Genomic DNA, 16279 nt, shown 5'->3' on the forward strand with positions numbered 1-16279 from the left:
ACGGGGCGGCCGAAGCCTAGCCTTGGGTTTCGGTCACTTGTCGTGCCTGCATCCTGACGCTGATTCAAGGAGTTATCCATGCCCCGCCCTCTCGTCGAACCGTCGCTGGTCCCGGCCTTGCGCCCGGCGCTGCCTGCATTGGTCGCCGGGGTGGTCTCGGCGGCAGCGTCGGGTGTCGGGATGCTCGGTGCGCTCTGGTGCGTCGTGCAGCTCATCGGTGAACCGTCGATGAGCTGGGCCGGATGGGCATGTGCGCTCTGGCTCATCGGCGTTACGCTCGCGGCCACGTCGTCGTGGCTCTCGCACCACGCCGAGTCGCTCTTCGAAGCCAGGCTTCGACGCCAGCTCGCAGCCCACCTCGTTCGCCTGCCGGCAAGTGCGCTGTCCCGCTACAGCGGAGACGCGCTGCGGAGGCTTGTTTCGGAAGATATCTCGGCGCTGCACCATATGACTGCGCACCTACCGGCCGAGTTTGCGACGCTGATCGTGGTCCCCGCGGTCACGATCGCGGTGCTGGTCATCTCAGCCGGCCCAGTGGCGCTTCTCGCTCTGGTCCCCGGCATCGTGGCAGCGCTGTTCTACCTGATCGTGATCCCCCGAATGGCCGCTCGCCACAGCGCCGAAAGCGCGGATGTCATGGGCGACATCGCGACTTCCGTGGACGACTATGCCCGCGGCGTCCGCGTCTGCCGGATCTACGGCGCGCAGACTGGCGCTGCCGCCGACTATGCAGAATCGACCGCGCGGTTCACTCGGGGAATGCAGGAGCGCGTTCGACTCGTGGCTACCCCTGCGGCCGTCGCAGTTTCCCTCATGCAGGCGACGGCAACGTTCGCGATCGCCTATGCCGTCGGATTTCGCTGGGATGCAACGACGTTAGCCGCAACCATTCTCTTCAGCCTCGCAATCGTGACACCGGCCCTGCGGCTCGGGCACGGCCTCGACTACGTCACGGCTGGACGCGCTGCTGCAGTCCGACTCGCCGCGGCCCTGGACGAACCCACCCTTCCTGCCGGTGAAACACCAACCGTTACGGCCTCGGGTCCCTCCGACCGACTGGAGATCGTCGACCTGACTGTCACGATCGCGGACCGCAGAATCATCGATGGTGTCACGCATGCATTCCGCCCAGCCGCGATCACTGCGATCACGGGACGGAGTGGAGCGGGCAAGTCCACACTCCTGAAAGCATTGGCCGGCTTCGAAATCCCGGAACAAGGTTCAGTCCGCTACGCAGGTCGGAGCGTCGTCACGATCGACGAGAACCTGCGGCCACGGTCCGTTCTGCTCACGTCTCAGGGCGCAGACGTGTTGCCTGCCACGGTGCGCGAGAACATCGCGCTGGCCGACCCCGACGCCACGGACACCGAATACACCGCTGCACTTCGCCGGGCACAGATCGACGTCAGCCTCGACGCCGACGCCACTACGCTCTCCGGCGGAGAACGCCAGCGAGTCGGGCTTGCTCGGGTATTCGTCTCGCCCGCAACAGTACTGCTGCTCGACGAGCCGACCAGTGCACTCGACGATCGGACGGCGGCCGAACTGCTGAAGGAATTGCGACACCTCGCACACGACGAAGGAAAGACGATCGTGATCGTCACCCACGACCCCGCCCTTGCAGACGACGCCGACGATCGACTCGACCTCGACAGTCGAAACCCGGACAATGCCGCCTCGCACAATGCAGCCCTGACTGGAGCCGAATGATGTACAGCGCCAATGCGGCCCGCCGACGCCTGATCGATATCGGATTCGGTTGGGTGTCCGTTGCCGTCCTCGAAGCGATCGCGTACACCACCCTCGCACTCTCGATCGCTGATCACCGGTCGCCGGTTCTCGTTCTGGCCACGGCCGCAATCGCTCTCTTCGTGACCGTCCTGGTCTCGCGGGGCGGTTACTTCGCCGGGGCTCGACTCGTCGGCGATCTCTACGACGCGCTCGGCGACGCCTTCGCCCGCGCGAAACTGTCCTGGTTCACCGACGACAACCGGGCGCTGCTCGCCACCGTCGCCGGGCGCGGAATCCCGTCGCTGATGAGCGTTCCCGCGCACCAACTTCAGACATTCCTCGTTGCACCGCTGATCCCGCTGCTCCTGCTTCCTGGGATCGCGGTCGTCGCGGGACCCGGCGTCATGGTGCTCGTCGGCGGACTGCTCGCCGTTTCGCTCGCCGCTCAGACGCTGGCCCAACGCGCGCTCAGCCGAGCGGACGAGCACCGACACGAAGCCGAGCTCGCCGCAACGCAGGCGACTCTCGAACTCACCGATCACCTCGAATTACTTCGTACGGCAGCCGGTCCCACACGTTCCGTCGAACGTATCGAGCGAAGCTGGCGAGACCAGGAAACCGCGCTTGCACGGACCAATCGCGCTGCGGCGCCAGCGACGTTCATCTCGGCGATCGCCACCATTGTGCCACTGGCAGGGGCAGTAGTTTTCCTCGCCGTCGCCGGATTCGACGATCCTGCAGCCGCTCTCGCGTTGGTCATCCTTACCGCCCGTGCCGCTGCGCCGCTGGACGAACTCGCTCTGGCCGGAATCGGAGTCAATGAATTGCGCGCAACGGTTCGCGACTACCGCGCCGCGACTTCGGCTCCCGCATTGCCCGAGCCCGCACCCCAGGACGCGGCGCGGCCTGTAGGAACTGACATCAAGATCGTCGGGGTGGACCACGCTCCGGTTCTGCGCAGCATCGACGCGGAGATACCCGCCGGTGAGCGTGTTGTCGTCACAGGGCGCTCCGGCACGGGGAAGAGCACACTTCTCGGGCTGCTCATGCGCTTCGACGATCCGGATGAAGGCAGCGTCTCGCTAGGTGGAGTTTCATTGCGCGACTTGCCATACGACGACCTGGCGGCGCACATCGGCTACGTGCCCCAGGATCCAATCGTGTTCTCGGGCACTCTCGGGGAGAACATCGGACTCGGAAGACCGGGCGCTACCGAAACCGAGATCGAAGACGCCGCCAGGCGTGCTGCCCTCGGCGGCGTTCTCGATCGCTCGACGCTCGGTATCCATCAGGACGTCGGACACCAGGGTGCCGCTCTCTCCGGTGGCGAACGTCAGCGGGTCGCGATCGCTCGCGCCTTCCTCAAAGACGCTCCCGTCCTGGTGCTCGACGAGGCGACCTCGGCTCTCGACGAGGGCACCGAGCGCCGCATCGCCTGCGCCGTGGGGGAATTGGCGGCCACCGTCTTCGTCGTCACACACCGCGACCCTGCCATCTGGGAGCCCACCCGCACGATCACCCTCTGACATCGCTTGCCCTATCGGCAGGTGTCCGACGGATAACCCTTGCCGGCGATCCAGCAGCAACGACGTGATCAGGAATGTCGTGCAACACCACACTTCCGGCACCGATCACGGCGTTATGACCGATCGAGACTCCTGCACCGACAGTGACGGAGGCACCGAGCCACGTGTTCTCGCCGATGACGATCGGAGCGGCTCGCTCCCACCCCTCTCGGCGCCGTCGATGATCATCAACAGGATGCAACGCTGTCATCAGCTGGGCTCCAGGCCCGATCCTGACGTCCGCACCGATCGTGATCAGGGCATCGTCCATGAAGAACCCGTTCGCGTTGACGAACGCGTTGGCTCCAACCCGAACGTTGTATCCGTAGCTGCATTGGAACCGTGGCACCACCACAGCTCCCTCACCTACTTCACCAAAAAGGCTGGCGAGAGCCTGGGCGCGGGAAGCGTCGTCGTCCGCTGCAGCCCCATTGAACGAGTCGAGTCGACGCCAACACTCCAGCCGCCGCTGCCGCAGCTCGTCATCATCGAGATACCACTCACCACGAGCAAGACGATCCGCCTGTTCTCCCACACTCGGATCGTCGCACACCGCGCCACGGCACAACCCGCCGCCACACAATCCTGTGGCGACGGGTGAGTGCTTCCGATCTGCAGTTGTCTACCTACAGCTTCGCGCTGATGAGCGGAACAATCTGTTCAGCCGCCCACATCGTTCCGATCTGGCCGCCACTCGTGATTGCCCACAGGACGTCCCCGCCGTCGGCGGTGCGAGGAGGCAGGCCGACCCAATGACCGGAGGACACAGCTCCGAGTGCTTGGAAAAGCTTCCCGCCGGTCAGCTTGTCGAAATCCTCCTCGCTGCCGGCGGCACTGCGGCCGATCAGCAGGAAGTCCGCGTCGATGTTCTCGAGAAGTTCCTCGCCGACAGTGCTCTGGGTGACGAACTCTTTTGCGCGCGGGTTCTCGGCGAAACCGAGCTCACCCAAGAATACTGCCGGAGCCGAACCAGGTGCTGAAAGATATTGCAGCCCATTGCCGGTGCCGTAGAAGATCGCCCAAGTTGCAGTCAAGCCCGCGAGTTGCGGGTTCTCCTGACGCACCTTCGCAAAGTACTGATCATGGTCGGCCACGATCTTTTCGGCCGCCTTCGAGAGGTCGAGGGTCTCGCCGAGTACGCGGATCGATTCCTTCCACGGCACGAGCATCCGTGACTTCGTGTCGGGACTCGTCACCACCGGTGAGATGGAGGACAAACGCTCGTAGTAATCGCCCATGGACAAACCACCCAGGCCGTCAGCCCAGCCGACGGCGACGATGAGATCAGGTTCGCTCGCGGCGATGGCTTCGACGGGAAGTGTTCCGCCCATAGCGAACTCGAAGGTGTCGAGATCCTCTGCGTCGTAAGGCAACAAGTACGACTGGGAAGCCGATTCCTTGACCATCGACGAGGAGAGGACGGGTTTGACACCGAGGGCAAGGAGCATTTCCGTGTCGACGGCATTGGGTACGATCGCGGCGATCCGCTCCGGGCGCTTCTCGAGAATGCTTGTACCGTAGGGCGATTCCAGAGTGAGCGGATAGGTGGTTGTTCCTTCTGCCGCTGGAAGGGCACCCCCTGCCGAACTGGGAGAGGATGCCGTGCTCGAGTCTTCGGCCGAGGCCGAGCACCCGGTGACGAGGAGCGCTGCGGCGAGCGCGGTCCCGATCAGCCCGGTGATCCGTGATCGTCTGGTGCGCAGGACTGTCATTTCTGCCTTTCGGTGTTACTGAGTGCTTTCGCTGTTACGGGGGAGGGTGTTGAGTGAGCGATGGAGCCAGGTCAGGAATCTGCGTGCACGGCCTCGCCGCGCTTCCAGTAACCGGTGAAGTCGATGTCGGTCTTCGCAATCCCCCGATCGCGAACGAGGTACCGACGGAGCGACCGAATCGTAGCCTGTTCTCCTGCAAGCCAAGCGAATACGCGGATGTCCGACCATTCGGCAGCACTGACCGCGTCGAGCAACAAAGAAGTAGCGCCGGGCTCGGCGCCCTCGCGTGGCAACCACGTGACACTCACCCCGGGCAACTCCCGCACCGACTGAATGTGCGCCACGTCCGCAATCTCGACGAAGACCTGCCCGCTGGCATCGGCGGGTAGTTCCTCGAGCAGACGCGCGATCGCAGGCAGCGCAGTCTCGTCACCGACGACCAGCAAGTACCCGCAATCATTCGGAAGTCCTTGTGATACCGAGGGACCCGCGATATGCATTCGGTCGCCCCGGCTGGCGTCGCGCGCCCAGGTGGTAGCAACTCCACTGCCGTGAACGACGAAATCGACGTCAAGTTCCCTCATTCGCGGGTCGTAGCGGCGCACGGTGTATGCGCGGGCAAGTGGACGGCGCCCCGCAGCGAAAGTCACACTGCCGTCGACCATCACCGGTAGGACCGGGTCGGTTTCGCCGGGGTAGGCGAAAAGCAACCGGATGTCGTCGTCGAAGCCCGTGCTGGTGAAGGCAGGCTCGACGTGACCGCCCGCGTTGGCGAAGGTGTCGAGCTGTGCTCCGGTGAGCGTCACTCTCCGCATGCCCGGCGTCACATCTGTGACGCGACGTACCTCGAGTTCGCGTAAGGTAACGGGGTACGCCGTTGTCGGGCGGGTGTTTCGGGGCACGGAAAGACTCCTCGGAAGCGCACGGACGGGGGGTTCGGCCCACGTTCGATCACGGCGGGAGGACCAGTAAATAAAGCTAGCCTGCCCTAATCGGTTACGGTTATCCGTGCGTGCCGACTTCTTACACTCATCGGCCGCCTACGTGAGAAGGCATCTACATCAGGAGGGCATCGTGGGACCACGGTTGGTGTTCTCCGCGGGCGAAGTACCCGAGATCCCCGCTGCTCGACTCGCCTCGTTCGCGAATGAACGTGAGCCGCTGTTGTTCTGGGTGCACACCGGGCGCGCGGAACTACAGATCGGCGACCGCGTCCGCAGCGTGACCGCGGGGACGGCAGTGTGGGTACCGGCGGGAATCGCGTACAGCATTCAGGTCGACCAGGAAGCGGTCGCGTTTCCCATCCCTATGCCCGCTGCCGACCTGCCGCCCACGTTGAACCGGATCATCGACTTCAAGATCCCGGCTGCCTGGCAGGACTGGCTCGTCCACCAGTTCGCACACAACTTGGGATTTCTGCGCGGTGGGACGGCTGTGGGAGCCGGACTACTCGAGCTTGTCGCGGGAGCCCACGCCAACAATGCCGACGCTTCGGTGTCGTACTCCCCACCGAGTTTGCCACGCTCGGCCGAGACCCTCGAGATCGCTCGTACGCTTCTACGAACACCTGCCGACGACACCGACCTTGCCCAGTTCGCCCGGCGACTCAAGATCGGTGTCCGCACCCTGCAGCGCCGATTCACCGAGGAAACGGGGTTGCCTTTCGCGCGTTGGCGCACCACAGCGCGGATTGCCGCCGCGACCGTTTACCTGGATGCCGGCCGCGAAATCGGTTGGACGGGCGGGCGGGTCGGATTCGCGACGCCCGCGGGCTTCACCCGAGCTTTCCGTGAACACACTGGCATGACACCCAGCGACTACGCGCGGGCCCACCGACGCCCGACCCCGATCCAGGAGAAGAAGACCCTGGCACAGAGCGTCGCACTGTTGTCCGAGGAAGGCGCCCAGTCGGGCTCGGCGCCAACTCCGCCGACGATCCCCGCGAGCGGAACATGGGCTAGGATCAACGACTTTCACGTCGTCATCTGGATCTATCGAGGCTCCGGCCGGGTCACTTTCGGCGACCGAACCTGGAATCTGCGGCGGGGCGACGCGATGTGGCTTCCCGCGGGAGTGCGCAACAGCGTCGAGATCGCCGAAGGCTCGTTGTTACTTCCCCTCGGATCCCAGCCGGGCGCGTCTCCCGTCACCGCACCGCCGCCACGTGTGCTGCACTTCGCTCGCGAAGCCGAGACGTATCTGTTGCACACGGTAGTCGCTAATTACACCCACCTGCGCCCCGAGATCCACGACCCTGCCCGGATCGCGAGGCTGGTCCGAAGCAGCACGGTCGCGCGGCCACGCAGCGGCCGTCAGGCCGATCCAGTCGAAACGATCCTTGCCGCACTACGGGCCGACCCCACCGATTCGCGCGCGCTGTCGGATTGGAGCGCTCGACTCGGCGTCGACGACAACCTGCTCCACAAACGCTTCACAGCGGCCACCGGCCAGAGCTACCCACGCTGGCGTGCCCAGTTGCGCATGACCCTCGCCCGTGCCCATCTCGAGGAGGGGCTCTCGGCCGGAGAGACTGCCCGCCGGCTCGGCTACGCGCACGCCTCCGGCTTCACCAAGGTCTTCATCGCTGCCCACGGCATGTCGCCGAGGAATTACCAGCGCCGCGGGTGGCGAGGCGCGACTGAAGGACTCATCGACTCGTGACTCACAACGCCCGCTCGCCAACGCACTTCGATTCCGGCGACAGAGCCGGGAACCAAATGTCGGTCAGAACCTCGGCGGCCTGAACCCGTGTCACGTCGATCGTCCCCTGCACGGCCCAACGTGTGAAGAATCGCTCCAACTGACTCACGAGCAGTTCGACGCGCAACCTTGCCTCGTCGTGCTGATCCGCCGGCCACCGACCCAGGTACTTGGGCATGGCATTCGGTAGTTCGGTCATACCGTCTCGCGCTGTCTCGCGGAACTCCGGTTCGAGTGCCACTGCCTCGTCCCAGGCCGGCAGCAGGCGCTTGTTCTCGTCGAACCAGTCGAAGGCACGCTGCAGCCAAGCCGTGAATTCCACGCGAGAGTTCGTCTCGAGGACCCGATCGAGATCGATGTAGAAAGCGAAGGCACTCGCCGCCATCCCGGCCGCGCCGATCGTTCTGAGCATCTCCACCTTGCTGGCGAAATGCACGTAGAACGTGGCTCTACTGCATCCGACAACCGAGGCGATGTCGTCGACCGTGACCGCCGCGTATCCCCGTTCCTCGAACAGAGTGCGTGCGGCGTCCACGAGTTTGGCCCGCGTCGCACGTTTCTGCTCGTCGCGAAGTGTTCCCCGCCTGTTCTTCGGGCCGTCCGTAGTCGTGCTCACCTCGCCCACCTTGCTCGCATTTCTACCTCCTGGCAAATCACCGACTCACCGTCATCAAAAAACATTGCGTCTTTCATTGACACAACGTCAGCGAATGGCGCACTATGACTCAAGTCACTTCTCGAGCTTCGATTCCTCTTCTCGCACGCCCGAGACAGAACAGAAAGCGATGGCGAATGAGCCCCTCTCCCTTGCCGAGCGTCTGCATCATCGGCGCCGGGCCCACCGGAATCACGACGGCCAAGCGAATGAAGGAATTCGGAATACCCTTCGACTGCTACGAAGCGTCCGACGAGGTCGGCGGAAACTGGTACTACAAGAATCCCAACGGGATGTCGGCCTGCTACCAGAGCCTGCACATCGACACGTCGAAGTGGCGCTTGGCATTCGAGGACTTCCCGGTCTCTGCTGACCTTCCCGACTTCCCACATCACTCCGAACTCTTCCAGTACTTCAAGGACTACGTCGAGCACTTCGGTCTGCGTGAGTCGATCATCTTCAACACCAGTGTTGTTGCTGCAGAACGTGATGCAGATGGACTGTGGGCCATCACGCGCTCCGACGGCGAAGTTCGCACCTACGACGTACTGATGGTCTGCAACGGCCACCACTGGGACCCCAACATCCCGGACTACCCGGGTGAGTTCGACGGCGTGCTGATGCACAGTCACAGCTACAACGACCCGTTCGACCCGATCGACATGCGCGGCAAAAAAGTAGTCGTAGTCGGAATGGGCAACTCCGGCTTGGACATTGCCTCCGAACTGGGCCAGAGATACCTCGCCGACAAGCTCATTGTGTCGGCTCGCCGTGGAGTCTGGGTACTGCCGAAATATCTGGGCGGAGTGCCCGGCGACAAACTGATCACCCCGCCCTGGATGCCCCGTGGCCTACGACTGTTCCTGAGTCGTCGGTTCCTCGGCAAGAATCTGGGAACGATGGAAGGCTACGGTCTGCCGAAGCCGGACCACCGCCCCTTCGAGGCCCACCCGTCGGCCAGCGGCGAGTTCCTCGGACGCGCCGGGTCTGGCGACATAACCTTCAAGCCTGCCATCACCAAACTCGACGGAAATCAGGTTCACTTCGCGGACGGCACCGCCGAGGACGTCGACGTGGTCATCTGCGCCACCGGCTACAACATCAGCTTCCCCTTCTTCAGTGATCCGAATCTGCTGCCGGACAAGGACAACCGATTCCCACTCTTCAAGCGAATGATGAAGCCCGGAATCGACAACCTCTTCTTCATGGGACTGGCGCAGCCCATGCCGACGCTCGTCAACTTCGCCGAGCAGCAGAGCAAGCTCGTCGCGGCCTACCTGACCGGTCGATACCAGCTGCCGTCCGCCGGCGAAATGCAGGAGATCACCAAGACCGACGAGGCGTACTTCCTCGCCCCCTATTACAAGTCTCCGCGCCACACGATTCAGCTCGAGTTCGATCCCTACGTTCGCAACATGAACAAGGAAATCGCCAAGGGCACCAAGCGTGCCGACGCCTCGGGAAACAAGCTGCCCGTTGCGGCGCGAGCAGCAGCACACGAACTCGAGAAGGCGGATCGCGCATGAGTCTGGTGAACGGTCACTGCAACAACGAGTTCGAAGCCGTCCGCACGGCCTTCGAGGCTCAACTCGAATCCGGCGAGGAACTCGGCGGCTCCATCGCCATCACCGTCGACGGAGAACCCGTCGTGGACCTCTGGGGTGGATACGCCGACGAATCTCGCACCACTCCTTGGGGCAGCGACACCATCGTCAACACCTTCTCCATCACCAAGACGATGACGGCTCTGTGTGCACTCCTCCTGGTTGAACGTGGCCAACTGGACGTGTACCAGAAGGTTGCTCACTACTGGCCCGAATTTGCGGCAAACGGCAAGGAAGACATCGAAGTTCGCCATCTGCTGTCACACACGTCCGGGGTCTCCGGTTGGGAGCGCCCGATCGAACTGAAGGACATCTACGACCTCGAGGCGTCCACCGCCCGCCTCGCCACCCAGCCGCCGTGGTGGACCCCCGGTACGGCGTCGGGCTATCACGCGATCAACTACGGCCATCTCGTCGGTGAGGTCATTCGTCGCATCGACGGGCGGACTCTCGGCAGGTTCTTTGCCGAAGAGCTTGCCGGTCCACTGAGCGCTGACTTCCACATCGGCACGTCCGCAGAGCATTTCGGTCGAATCGCCACTCTGGTTCCGCCGCCCGCATTGGAATTCGACCTGTCCACGCTCGACCAGGACAGCATCTTCATCAAGACCCTGACCTGCCCACTGCTCGACTACCCCGAGGTCAACACCGCGCCCTGGCGGGAAGCCGAGATCGGCGCAGTCAACGGCCACGGCAACGCACGTTCTATCGCCAGGGTTCAATCTTTGATCTCGTGCGGTGGTGTGCTCGACGGCCAGAAGCTGCTCTCGCAGAGCACCATCGACCTGATCTTCGAGATCCAAGCCGACGGTATCGATCTCGGGATCATGACTCCACTCAAGTTCGGCATCGGCTACGGACTCCCACATCCGGATACCGCACCACTGGTTCCAGGTGGACGCGCCTGCTGGTGGGCAGGTATCGGCGGCTCGATGCTGGTCAACGATCTGGACCGACGGATGACCTTCGCCTATGTCATGAACAAGATGGCACCGGGACTGATCGGATCCGACCGCAGCAACGCGTACCTGAGCGCCGCATACAACTCCGAGGTCAGCGAGGTCAGTTCATGAAAGCAGCTCAGCTCATGGGGCCCGGGCTCCTGGAAATCAACGACGTTCCGGTCCCGGAGATCGGCCCGTCGGAACTACTGATTCACGTCGGTGCAGCGGGAATCTGCCACTCCGATCTCCATCTCCTGCACTTTCCGTACAAGATGCGCGAAGAACCACTGACCATCGGCCACGAGATCGCCGGCACGATCGAAGCCGTCGGCAGTGCCGTCGACGGCCGTTCCGTCGGGGAACGCGGCGTTGTCTACCTCTGTTGGTCGTGCGGACAGTGCCGAGAATGTATGAGCGGCAACGAGAACATGTGCCTCGCCGCCGGACGCACTGCAATGCCGCCCTGCCCGGGGCTCGGTCCTGAGGGCGGTATGGCCGAGTACGTGAAGATTCCGGCTCGCTCCTTCGTTCCCATCGGAGACCTCGACTTCCTGCAGGCCGCACCACTCGCCGATGCGGCCCTGACGAGCTACCACGCCATTCGCGGCGCCCGCGAACATCTTCAGCCCGGTGCCACCGCCGTGGTAATCGGCGTCGGCGGACTCGGTCACGTTGCAGTACAGATACTTCGCGCAATCAGTGCCGTGCGCATCATCGCCGTCGACGTCGGACAAGATCAACTCGATCTTGCCAAACGCTGCGGCGCAGACATCACGCTCGAATCGGGACCGGACACCGCGCGGCAGATCCTCGACCTCACATCGGCCAGAGGCGCAGAAGTCATCTTCGACTTCGTCGGTGTCGATGCAACTGCACAGATGTCAGTTCAAGCGGTTGCACCGAACGGCGCGTATCGCATGGTGGGCCTCGGAGGCGGAAACCCCGGAATCACGGCCGAAGCTGCCGGCGGACCAGGCTGGCCGTGGGGCGCATCGATCCGGAAGTCCTATGGCGGCACCAGAAACGACCTCGTCGATTCCATCGCCCTGGCACAGGCCGGTCTGGTAACCGTAGAAGTAGCCCGGTTCGACCTCGCTGATGCCCGCGACGCACTCGACCGTCTCGAACACGGCAAGGTCACCGGACGCGCAGTGCTCGTACCCTAATCTTCGAAAGGCGCTTCACGTGACCACTTCCGCTGATACACAAGCATTCATAGCGTCCGTCATGGCCGGATTGACCGGCCCCGGTGGTCCTTTCGAAATGCAAGTCGAGGATGTACTGGGCAGTTCGATGCCCGTCATGAAGAACCGTGACAAGGCACTCGGCGACGTACTCGCCGCATCCTTCGACTACGGCTCACGCGACTACTTGGTGACCAAGGACCGACGCTTCAGCTACCTCGAGCACGGTGAAGCCGTAGCAGCATTGGCCACAGCGCTCCGCGACAAGTACGGCGTCGGCAAGGGCGATCGGGTGGGCATACTTGCCGCTAATTCGCCGGAATGGGTGATGACCTTCTGGGCGGCTCAGTCCCTCGGTGCCATCGCCGTCGGATTCAACTCGTGGTGGGTGGCCCGCGAGGTGGCGTACGGAATCGATCACACCACTCCGACCGTGGTGATCGCCGACGCCAAACGCGCACAAATTCTTTCCGAGCTGGACACCGATGTGCGAGTGCTCACGATGGAAGAAGATCTACCGGCCTTGATGGAGAAGTACTCGGGATCGCCACTCCCCCGAACTTCCGTCGACGAGGACGATCCGGCCGTCATTCTTTACACGAGCGGAACCAGCGGCCGCCCCAAAGGAGCTGTTCACACTCACCGAAACGTGTTGGCCGTCATCGACTACCACCGCTACAGTGATCGCCTCGCTGCGGCGTTCACCGGAAAACCCAGCGACGGCCGACCGAGCGACTTGCGGTATCTGCTGACCGCACCGCTGTTTCACATTGCAAGCCTGCATAACCTGGCGATCCCACGTCTCGCGACGGGCGGAACAGTGGTCATCCACCAGGGCGCCTTCGACGTCGACGAAGTCCTTTCCCTCGTCGAAGGCGAGAAGGTCACCAACTGGGCGGTCGTACCCACCATGGCAACCCGTCTCCTCGAACACGGCAATATCGAGAAATATGACCTGACCTCACTGAGCGCCTTTGCACTCGCGTCTGCACCGTCATCTCCGGCCTTGCAGAACCGCCTGCGCGCACGGCTGCCTTTTGCGCAACACACCTTGGTCGACAGTTACGGGCTCACCGAATCCTCCACTGGCATCTCGGTTGCCACGCCACCAGAACTTGCCGCGTTCCCCGGAACTCTCGGCCGGCCGATCATCGGTGTGAGCGTTGAGGTGCGCGACCCCTTCGGGGTTGCGGTCCCCGACGGCGAGGAAGGTGAGATCTGTGCGCGCAGCCCCTATGTGATGTTGGGGTACTGGAACGACGAGATTGCGACTGCAACCGCCATCGGTCCTGATCGATGGCTCCGAACCGGCGACTTCGGAGTGTTCGAAGACGGCCGACTCCGCCTGACGGGCCGCCGATCCGACCTGATCCTACGCGGCGGCGAGAACGTCTACCCCCTCGAAATCGAGCAGACCATCGACGAGCATCCCGCGGTACTGGAATGCGCTGTGATCGGTATTGATTCGGCAGACCTCGGTCAAGAAGTTGCAGCCGTCGTCGTGTTGCGGAGCGAGGGCGCCGCCAGCGAAGAGGAACTACGCGATTACGTCGCCGAACGACTCGCCTACTTCAAGGTGCCGGTGAAGTGGAAACTAACCACAACTCCTTTGCCCCGCAATGCAACCGGAAAAACGATACGCGCAAAGGTGGTTCTCTCATGACCTACGACGCCGTGATCAACAACGGTCTGTGGTTCGACGGCACCGGGGCGAAACCAGCTGTCCGCAATCTGGGAATCCGCGATGGGCTGGTCACTGCCATCTCCCTCGATCCACTCGACGAAACCGACTGTCCCCGTGTCATCGACGCGCGGCGAAAGTGGGTGATCCCGGGCATCGTGGACATCCACACTCACTACGACGTCGAGATCCTGGACGGGCCTGCACTCAGCGAATCCCTGCGGCACGGGGTCACGTCGATCTTTGTCGGATCGTGTTCCCTGTCCACCATTCACGCCAGCCCCTCCGACGCCGGTGATCTCTTCGGCCGCGTCGAAGCAATCCCACGTCAGCACGTCGTCGATGCACTGACGCGCGCCAAGACCTGGAACTCCGCGAGCGAGTACGTCGCAGCGCTCGAGTCACTTCCGTTGGGACCCAACGTGGCAGCCTTCATCGGGCACTCCGACATGCGAGCCGCTGAGATGGGGTTGGACCGTGCCACCCGGAAGGATGTGCGCCCCACCGACGCCGAACTCACGTCGATGGAAGCACAGTTGACCGAAGCGCTCGACGCAGGATTCGTCGGAATGTCCAGTCAGCAATTGCTGTTCGACAAACTTGACGGCGAGACCTGCCGCTCACGAACCCTGCCGTCGACGTATGCAACCACGAAGGAACGACGCCGACTCAATGCGATTCTCCGCCGTCGGGGACGGGTATTTCAGGCCGGACCTGACCTCTCCAACCCGGTGAGTACCGGAGCGATGGCGTTCTCCAGTGCGGGTCTCTGGCGTCAGCGACTCAAGACGAGCATGCTTTCGGCCGCCGACATCAAGTCCAACAAGTTGGCCGTGGTGATCCTCGGCCCACTGGCGCACTTGGTCAATCGACTCGGCGGCGACCTGCGCTGGCAGCACCTGCCAGTTCCCTTCGAGGTATATGCCGACGGCATCGACCTGGTTGTCTTCGAGGAGTTCGGATCCGGCGCTGCAGCACTGCATCTGACCGACGAGATGGAACGCAATGTTCTGATGCAGAGTGAGGAGTATCGTCGACAATTCCGCACGGACTACGATCAAAAATTCGGCGTCAAAGTCTGGCACCGCGACTTCTTCGACGCCGAAATCGTATCCTGCCCCGACGAATCTCTTGTCGGCAAGAGCTTCGGGCAGGTCGGCGTCGAACGAGGCGGCCTCCATCCGGTCGATGCATTCCTGGATCTGGTCCTCGAACACGGCACGAAGGTTCGGTGGCGCACAACCATCTCGAACCACCGGCCGGAAATTCTGGACAAGTTCGCCCAGGACAACGGCGTGCAACTCGGATTCTCCGACGCCGGAGCACATTTGCGCAACATGGCGTTCTACAACTTCGGCCTACGACTACTTCGCCGAGTCTACGACGCCCAAAAGATCGGCCGGCCCTTCATGACGGTCGAGGCCGCGGTGCATCGTCTCACCGGTGAACTGGCCGAGTGGTACGACGTGGATGCAGGTCACCTGCGATTGGGTGATCGAGCCGACCTCGTCGTCATCGATCCCGCCCATCTCGATGATTCACTCGAGACCTACGCGGAGAGCCCGGTTGTGGATTACGACAACCTCTCCCGCATGGTCAATCGCAACGACCAGACCGTCACCGCAGTGTTCGTCGGCGGCGAGTACGTCTTCGGCGACGGAGAGACAGCACCGGTCCTCGGCAACCGCCGGACCGGAAAATTCTTGAAAGCAGGTGCCCATTAACACGTCCAGATTTGCCGGCAAAACCGCGGTTGTCACCGGCGCGGCATCAGGTATCGGTGCGGCCATCGCCCTACGGCTTCTCAGCGAAGGTGCGCAGGTAGCCGGAATCGACATCGCTGCAGATGCTTTGAAGGCGATCGCGGCTCAACACGACGGTTCATTTCTCGCCGCACCGGTCGACGTCACCAAGGAATCCGATGTTGCCGAGGCAATTGCCGCGGCGGCAGCAGAATTCGGTGGGATCGACATTGCCTTCAACGTTGCCGGCGCATCGCGGGTCGGGCAGATAGTCGACCTCGACGAGGCCGACTGGGATTTCACCATCGATTTGGTTCAGAAGGGCGTCTTTCTCTGCACCAAACATGAAGCGCGACATATCCGAGAGCACGGACGCGGCGGTGCGATAGTCAACGTTTCCTCCCTCAACGCGCACGTACCGAGTCCCTACGGGAGCGCATACGCGACGGGTAAAGCCGGGGTCGAGATGTTCAGCAAGAATGCCGCGATCGAACTCGCAGCGTCGGGCATCCGCGTCAATGCGGTTCTTCCCGGCCTGGTCGATACCCCATTGGTCGCACCAGTCATGAACTACGAACCCGCCCGCGACATGTTCCTCAGCCGAATCCCCATGTCCCGAGCAGCAACTCCCGACGAGATCGCCGGCCCCTGTCTCTATCTCGCCAGCGACGACGCCTCGTACATCACCGGAACCAGTCTGGTCGTCGACGGTGGCTGGGAGGTCTCGAACTACCCGGATCTGACGACGCTGGGTAACTAGG

At 63.0% G+C, this 16279-nt stretch carries 13 protein-coding genes; 9 read left to right on the forward strand and 4 right to left on the reverse strand.

Translation table 11 applies throughout. From position 1 onward, the window contains the following. Positions 1-78: 78 nt before the first annotated feature. Positions 79-1710: an ATP-binding cassette domain-containing protein gene (locus QM716_RS22115; protein WP_283306263.1), complete on the forward strand. Its 1632-nt coding sequence runs from the start codon at positions 79-81 to the stop codon at positions 1708-1710. Next, on the forward strand, positions 1707-3257 hold the full coding sequence (locus QM716_RS22120) for an ATP-binding cassette domain-containing protein (RefSeq protein ID WP_283306264.1): 1551 nt from the start codon (positions 1707-1709) through the stop codon (positions 3255-3257). Before QM716_RS22115 ends, QM716_RS22120 begins: the two co-directional genes overlap by 4 nt. Here QM716_RS22120 and QM716_RS22125 read toward each other — a convergent pair. From QM716_RS22125 to QM716_RS22135, 3 genes are all read right to left on the reverse strand, one after another. Continuing rightward, on the reverse strand, positions 3247-3831 hold the full coding sequence (locus QM716_RS22125; RefSeq protein WP_283306265.1) for a sugar O-acetyltransferase: 585 nt from the start codon (positions 3829-3831) through the stop codon (positions 3247-3249). The two genes, QM716_RS22120 and QM716_RS22125, sit on opposite strands and share 11 nt — an antisense overlap. A 91-nt stretch (positions 3832-3922) precedes the next feature. Further along, the gene (locus QM716_RS22130) at positions 3923-5008 is read right to left on the reverse strand and encodes an ABC transporter substrate-binding protein (protein ID WP_283306266.1); all 1086 of its coding nucleotides are present in this window, start codon (positions 5006-5008) and stop codon (positions 3923-3925) included. Between the two features lie 71 nt (positions 5009-5079). Then, complete coding sequence (locus QM716_RS22135; RefSeq protein ID WP_283306267.1) at positions 5080-5910, reverse strand: siderophore-interacting protein; 831 nt, start codon at positions 5908-5910, stop codon at positions 5080-5082. 172 nt (positions 5911-6082) lie between these two features. On the opposite strand from QM716_RS22135, the gene QM716_RS22140 reads away from it, so the two are divergent. Next, positions 6083-7669 carry a helix-turn-helix domain-containing protein gene (locus QM716_RS22140; RefSeq protein WP_283306268.1) on the forward strand — a complete coding sequence of 529 codons (1587 nt, stop codon included), beginning with the start codon at positions 6083-6085 and terminating at the stop codon, positions 7667-7669. A 1-nt stretch (position 7670) separates the two neighbouring features. Here QM716_RS22140 and QM716_RS22145 read toward each other — a convergent pair whose 3' ends face one another. Continuing rightward, entirely contained in the window at positions 7671-8333 is a 663-nt protein-coding gene (locus QM716_RS22145) for a TetR/AcrR family transcriptional regulator (RefSeq protein ID WP_283306269.1), read from the reverse strand. A gap of 167 nt (positions 8334-8500) precedes the next feature. Here QM716_RS22145 and QM716_RS22150 point away from each other — a divergent pair, with 167 nt between their 5' ends. From QM716_RS22150 to QM716_RS22175, 6 genes are read left to right on the forward strand one after another with little or no spacing between them, the layout of a single operon-like run. Further along, complete coding sequence (locus QM716_RS22150) at positions 8501-9889, forward strand: flavin-containing monooxygenase (RefSeq protein ID WP_283306270.1); 1389 nt, start codon at positions 8501-8503, stop codon at positions 9887-9889. After that, positions 9886-11040 carry a serine hydrolase domain-containing protein gene (locus QM716_RS22155; protein WP_283306271.1) on the forward strand — a complete coding sequence of 385 codons (1155 nt, stop codon included), beginning with the start codon at positions 9886-9888 and terminating at the stop codon, positions 11038-11040. The genes QM716_RS22150 and QM716_RS22155 overlap by 4 nt, the downstream gene beginning before the upstream one ends. Beyond that, entirely contained in the window at positions 11037-12077 is a 1041-nt protein-coding gene (locus QM716_RS22160; protein ID WP_283306273.1) for an NAD(P)-dependent alcohol dehydrogenase, read from the forward strand. Before QM716_RS22155 ends, QM716_RS22160 begins: the two co-directional genes overlap by 4 nt. Before the next feature lie 19 nt (positions 12078-12096). Continuing rightward, a complete protein-coding gene (casG, locus tag QM716_RS22165) occupies positions 12097-13758 on the forward strand; it encodes a steroid-24-oyl-CoA synthetase (protein WP_283306274.1) in 1662 nt (553 codons plus the stop codon). Continuing rightward, positions 13755-15500, forward strand: a complete 1746-nt coding sequence (locus tag QM716_RS22170; RefSeq protein WP_283306275.1) for an N-acyl-D-amino-acid deacylase family protein — start codon at positions 13755-13757, stop codon at positions 15498-15500. Before casG ends, QM716_RS22170 begins: the two co-directional genes overlap by 4 nt. Continuing rightward, positions 15490-16278, forward strand: a complete 789-nt coding sequence (locus QM716_RS22175; protein WP_283306276.1) for an SDR family NAD(P)-dependent oxidoreductase — start codon at positions 15490-15492, stop codon at positions 16276-16278. The genes QM716_RS22170 and QM716_RS22175 overlap by 11 nt, the downstream gene beginning before the upstream one ends. The last annotated feature ends 1 nt before the right edge of the window (position 16279 follow it).

It is taken from the genome of Rhodococcus sp. IEGM 1409, assembly GCF_030056735.1.
Lineage (GTDB): Bacteria > Actinomycetota > Actinomycetes > Mycobacteriales > Mycobacteriaceae > Rhodococcus_F.

Coding starts and splice junctions, on each gene's coding strand:
- QM716_RS22115 (WP_283306263.1), top strand. CDS start 79: ATGCCCCGCCCTCTCGTCGAACCGTCGCTGGTCCCGGCCTTGCGCCCG.
- QM716_RS22120 (WP_283306264.1), top strand. CDS start 1,707: ATGATGTACAGCGCCAATGCGGCCCGCCGACGCCTGATCGATATCGGA.
- QM716_RS22130 (WP_283306266.1), bottom strand. CDS start 5,008: ATGACAGTCCTGCGCACCAGACGATCACGGATCACCGGGCTGATCGGG.
- QM716_RS22150 (WP_283306270.1), top strand. CDS start 8,501: ATGAGCCCCTCTCCCTTGCCGAGCGTCTGCATCATCGGCGCCGGGCCC.
- QM716_RS22155 (WP_283306271.1), top strand. CDS start 9,886: ATGAGTCTGGTGAACGGTCACTGCAACAACGAGTTCGAAGCCGTCCGC.
- QM716_RS22160 (WP_283306273.1), top strand. CDS start 11,037: ATGAAAGCAGCTCAGCTCATGGGGCCCGGGCTCCTGGAAATCAACGAC.
- QM716_RS22170 (WP_283306275.1), top strand. CDS start 13,755: ATGACCTACGACGCCGTGATCAACAACGGTCTGTGGTTCGACGGCACC.